Genomic DNA, 5,528 nt, shown 5'->3' with positions numbered 1-5,528 from the left:
CCTTTGCCGATCAGGAGGTGGTCCAATAGCGCCCCGGGGTTTTCGATGTCTTCCGGCAGGTTGGGGTCGTCGAACGATGTGCTCTCGAGATCAACGAGGTCGTCGTCAATGGCCATCACTGCGGCCGTCTCGCCGATGTTCGCGTGCCACCCCGCGTCGAAGGAGAGGTAGTCCTCCATGTCCTCGCCGCTCAGTGCATCCCAGTAGGGGAACGCGTACACATAGTTCTCTTCGGGCAAGTCGTGTGAGGCCTGGTTGGCACCGACTTTCGCCGCCCAGTCGTTCGTGAGGTGACCCGAGATGAACACGATATCGGTAAACCCACTCTCGGCGAGCGAATACGCGATGTCTCGCACTACCGTCGCCAGCGTTCGATAGTTGAGATAGGTGATGCCATCGTACCCGGCGTGCATATCCGACGCGCCGTAGTTTACCGGNACCGTCGCCAGCGTTCGATAGTTGAGATAGGTGATGCCATCGTACCCGGCGTGCATATCCGACGCGCCGTAGTTTACCGGCGGGCCGACGAGTGCGTCAACGTCCTCGGCAATCCGCTCGCAGATCTCGGTTGGGATGAACGCGTCGGTTCCCATCGCGAGATGTTCACCGTGCTGTTCCGTCGTTCCAACCGGAATCAACGCCGTTGGCGTCTCTACACTATCGAGGTACGCTTCGACTTCGGGATGTCGCAGTTTGTCAAGTCTGATATGCTGTGACATGACTGTGTATGCCACACCATGTCATATAAAACCATCCTGGAAAGCAGCTTCAAATAGCCGAGACGGGAGAATCGAGCCCCAGAGAGCAGGCACCGTTACAGATAGTGCACAACGCGTGGATGGACGATGACAACTACACTCAGAAACGATCAACCCGACTATTGACGANGCAGGCACCGTTACAGATAGTGCACAACGCGTGGATGGACGATGACAACTACACTCAGAAACGATCAACCCGACTATTGACGAACTCTAGTATAAGTCGAGAGATAGGTGTACGGCGTGTCAACCGGTTCTCGGTGAGATGTGACTGGAAGGGATTTGAGAATCGACTCGACAGTTAGTTGTGCTTGGTTTGTGGAATACTATATTTAATATAGTGCTCAATCCAGAGGGTTGATTTCACACAGAGTGCATAACATCCCTTCGCTCAGAGCAACTATTCACTCACAATTTTCGTTCGAGGACCTGTACTAACTGGTTCTCGAGTTCGGCGGCTTGCAAGATCTTGATCTCGCTTTCAGCTTGCTCCTCGAGCGACGCAGTCTCTCGTTTGAGATCCTGAACCACGAGCAAGCCGTTCCAGCCGGACCCGAAGTACTCCTTATCGTCGCGGCCAAAGACGTACTCCTCGTTGAGACGCAAGAAGGCGAGATACTCGAGTGTCTCCTTGATTCCTCTCCGAATCGTGTCCTCGTTGGCGCTGTTTTTCACCTCGACGATCAGGTACTCGTGGTCGCCGTCCCCGGAGATGATCTCGAGAACGATCACGTCCGGTCGTCCGGTGTGGTCCTGGTACTCTTTGTTAAAGTAGTTGCCAGCGACCTCCTTGGCGACACGCTGAACCCTATCGGTCCGGGACTGGCTGTCCTTGTCGTCGTCGGGAACCGCAGTGAATGACAGATTCCGATCCCGAGCGGAGTTGTCGTGGTAAAGGACGATCTCTTGATCACCATCGAACCGAGCCACCTCCTGCCGATCGGTTGCGATCGTCTGGAACTGCGGTGTGCTCTCGCGGAGGTCTTCGATCGTTGCAATGAATCGAAAGAGCACGAACAGTTCGAACAGTGAATCCGTATCGTCCGGTACGATCGCAGTTTGCTTGAGCTTGAGGACCAATCTATGAACCATACGATGAGACACTGACGGGCGTTCGGGTTGGATCTATGGGTCTGATGTTCGGACTTCTTGTCGGCATTGCTCTCCTTCGCCGGCTAGTGGTATACTGGTGATCTCGAGCCGGCTCTGACGAATACAGGAGTCTGCTTCCGTGGCTGTTAGGTAACTAGCACCGGACCTGTTTCGGATCTGCCGACTACTGTATTACTCTTGGCTCGGTTTCGTGATATCAGATTGGCCGACCGACAGTCTGACCAGACAGTACCGATTTGACAACAACACTTATCCCAGTATCGTGAGTGTTGGTAATTAGGCAGTCAGTCACTCTTGGTGTAGTGTCTTCGAGATAAGACGGCTCAAACTCCCTCGAGATCATGGGAAATACTTCAAAAGACGCGATCGAAAAACAACTCAATCAGTCACAGAATGCACTCGAGAACGACATCTTAGCTGACCGTGAGACGGTTCGGTATCCAGAACAAATCGACTGGATTGGAGGGTATATCGCGCGACATGGTGACTACGTGGTCGGGATCGGAACCGGTACACAGGTCGAACTGACACGCGAAAATTTCGGAACTTCGGTTCGACAGCCGTATCTCAGAGGTCTCCGAGATCTCACAGGGAACAGACAGTACGCGAGCGCACTTCCGGACACCTATCCGCTCGGCGACCTCATTATTGAATTCTCAGATCTCGTCCGGGGTCTCGAGCAAGTCTCGAACTCGGACGACGCGATTGACGAGCACATCGATCCGGGTGAAGTGCTGGGACGATTGATCATTCGTGACCTCAAGCGGTCGACGACTGGTGACACTGCCCGCCTAGCCCAGTCACTACACTCGGCGACGACGACGCCTCGAGAACTCGTCGAACAGTTGTGTTCTTACCCCGAACTTGCGGAGTTGACCCAGCAGGTGCTCCCCGATCGGAACGAAACCGGTTCGCTCGTGCAACGTCTCGGGGCCGTAAAATTATCCACGAAGCTCTGGGAACACCAGCGCGAGGCCCTTATCAGTTGGCTCGAGGACGGGGCGAACGGCTACGTGAACATGGCGACCGCGACGGGAAAGACCGTCCTCGGCCTCGCAGCCGTCGGCTATCTACTCGAGACGGACTCTAGTGGCACTCAAGATGGGTGGGGGTCGTTACATCCGGAAGACGACGCAGCAGTCAATGAGGCCTTCGGCGGTTCCTCGCCGTATCCCGGTACGGACCGATCATCGAATATTCTGATCGTTACAACCGACACACTACTCGGTGCCCAGTGGAGTCGATTGTTCGAAGAGCACTGTGAGACACCTCCCGAGTACACTAAAGTAGTCGACAACTCGATCACGTTTCCCTGGGGGCAGATCGATATTCGCGCAGCCGATTCGTTAGAAGACGTTGATACGGACTCGTATCGGTTGGCGATCTTCGACGAGGTTCACAACTACAAAAGCGGCGCCGGCTGGGGCGAACACCTGATCGAGTTCATCGAATCAGGGTGTCCAGTGCTCGCTCTCACCGGTTCTGTCGACGACGAACTCGAGCGACGGTTCGAGAACGCAGACACGTCGTTTCCGAACGTATACGAGTACACGCACGAGATGGCCCTTGAGGACGGGATCATACCCGATTTCTCGTGGTCGCTCGAGTTCGTCCCGATCGATCCGGACGAGTCCTCGACGCTCGAACAACTCAGTGGAACCGCCGAACTCGCCGAAAGCCACCTCGAATTCGACGAGGGCCGGGTTCGACTCACTGACGAAGCACTCACGGACGCTGCCGGAGACGACGTTGCGGACGATGAGCGCCTCACGGCGGACTACTCCTCGATCGGTTCGCTCGCGAATGCGTTGACTCGTGTCGACGACAACAGGACGGCGCCGACCGATTCGTTGGATCGACTCGCGAGCGGACTCTCTAACAGACAACCACACTGGTGGAACCTCCGTGCATCGGCCGAGACGATCGAACAACTCGCCGCCGAGGCGATGGAGGAAGCGCGTCCAACCCTGATCCTGACGAGGTCCTACGCGGAGGCAAATCAGGTCGCATCGCATCTCTACCAGTCTGACGCGGTAAAACCGGACGTGATGCGAGCGCTCTCACAAAAACAAAAAGATGGGCACCACGAGACCATTCAAAAGTTCGACAACGAGGAGACGGGCCACAAAATCCTCATTGGTCCTGGTGATCGGATCGGCACCGGAGTCGACATCAAAACCGTCGAAGTGGGAATCAATCTAGCCCGTCCCGGAACTGGCCTCAGTTCGACGCTCATCCAGCGTCTGGGGCGTCTCCTCCGGAAAGCCAGCGGCAAACACGACGTCAGCTTCCATCACATCTTGGGGCTTCCGCCCCGGGAGACGCTCATTCCGAGTGACGGGAAGATGTTCGTGAACAACATCTCCGGGTTTTTCAGCCAGGTGAAGGAGCCGCAAACAAACAGTGTGATGAAACTCCCTGAGGTCTCCGTCCACTCAGATATCCGATCTTCGGTTCGCTTTCTGGAGCGAACTGGTTCGACAGTACCGATCGAGGACGAATCGGATGGGTTCAAATCCGCATACGTATCATCGATCCGGACGGCATCACACGACGCTGAGACACTCGTTATCGAACGCGAGTGGTACAACGAATTACTCGACGACACAGTAACCGATCAGAGTGTGGCAAGTACTAAGATGACAAATACGGGTACAACAGAGAAACAGGAGAGTCGACAGACGACTGAGCAAACTGATGGGCGTTCTTCCGTATCCGAGCACGGACATGACGTGACGATCGACGGCGCCGTGCTCGCGTTAGTAGATCGCAACATCGCGGCTACCGAAGCAGGGCCCGATTCACGGACAGAGTTCATCACATCGGCGATGGAATCGTACCTCGAGCCGTTTATTGGTGCCTCAGGCGAGCCATCCGTTGCTTCCGCAGCCAGTGAGCGGACGGTTCAGGTCGACGCTGATCCGGTTCTTAATCGCCTTCTACAGGAAGCAGCCGATACCAGTGAGTCCCACGAGACCGTCGAATCGTTCGTCAAAGCCGCCATTCTTGACTCCCTCGGTGTATCAAATCCTGAGGCCACCGTTGCGATCGACAACTACGCACGATACGAATTCATTGTCGAAAAGCTCATCGAATCGGAGGAGATCGACATTGAAACCGAATCGGCAGTCGTCGAATCGGCAGTCCTGAAGACACTCGAGGTCGAATAGCGAATACCCTCTACCACCAAGAACAGTTCCCGACTCTTTGAGTTCGAATATTCCGGGGAATAAGAGGAGGACGACAGGGCTTCTCCGAGAGGTACAGCTGATTATCTCCCCACGAGCACGGCATTCGAGTTGTTGATGCATCTCTACGCACTGACGCTCATGATACCGGACAAGACAGAGCCAACCTAACGTGAAATCGAGACGCTCCGTTATAGGTTGGCTATCGTGTTCGGAATTACTGATCTGCTGGGCGTGACCGTTTACTTCGTCTGTCGCGGAAAGACTCACTCGACTAACAACACAAATATGCGAGACTCGATATATGACGTCCGGCACTCGAGTCGAGGTTGGAAATGGGTTTCTCAGTCGTCAAGCCATACAAGGACCTGACGAACTACTCAGCTTTGCACGTTGAAGTAGGAGCATGACGTAGGCGGTGGCAAGGACGAATGATGCCGATTACGGATTTCTTGTCGTGTACGCG

The 5,528-nt window shown here is 55.0% G+C and carries 2 protein-coding genes and 1 pseudogene; 1 reads left to right on the top strand and 2 read right to left on the bottom strand.

Annotation, left to right across the window (positions count from 1 at the left end; genetic code table 11):
- Together C492_RS06860 and C492_RS06855 are read right to left on the bottom strand one after the other, a co-directional pair.
- The coding region (locus tag C492_RS06860) for a creatininase family protein (RefSeq protein WP_049892798.1) at positions 1-719 on the bottom strand (719 nt) is incomplete at its 3' end.
- Positions 720-1,169: 450 nt separating this feature from the next.
- Positions 1,170-1,829, bottom strand: a pseudogene (locus C492_RS06855) (hypothetical protein); the annotation flags it as partial.
- Between the two features lie 386 nt (positions 1,830-2,215).
- Here C492_RS06855 and C492_RS06850 point away from each other — a divergent pair.
- Positions 2,216-5,044, top strand: coding sequence for a DEAD/DEAH box helicase (locus C492_RS06850; RefSeq protein WP_008421694.1), 2,829 nt, complete (start codon positions 2,216-2,218; stop codon positions 5,042-5,044).
- The last annotated feature ends 484 nt before the right edge of the window (positions 5,045-5,528 follow it).

Origin of the sequence: Natronococcus jeotgali DSM 18795 (genome assembly GCF_000337695.1) — an archaeon.
GTDB lineage: Archaea > Halobacteriota > Halobacteria > Halobacteriales > Natrialbaceae > Natronococcus > Natronococcus jeotgali.
The sequence above is the reverse complement of the archived record's forward strand: the minus strand, read 5'-3'. Positions and strand labels throughout refer to the sequence as shown.

What these genes read in the sequence shown, in the direction of transcription:
- C492_RS06850 (WP_008421694.1), top strand. Translation starts at nt 2,216, where the DNA reads ATGGGAAATACTTCAAAAGACGCGATCGAAAAACAACTCAATCAGTCA.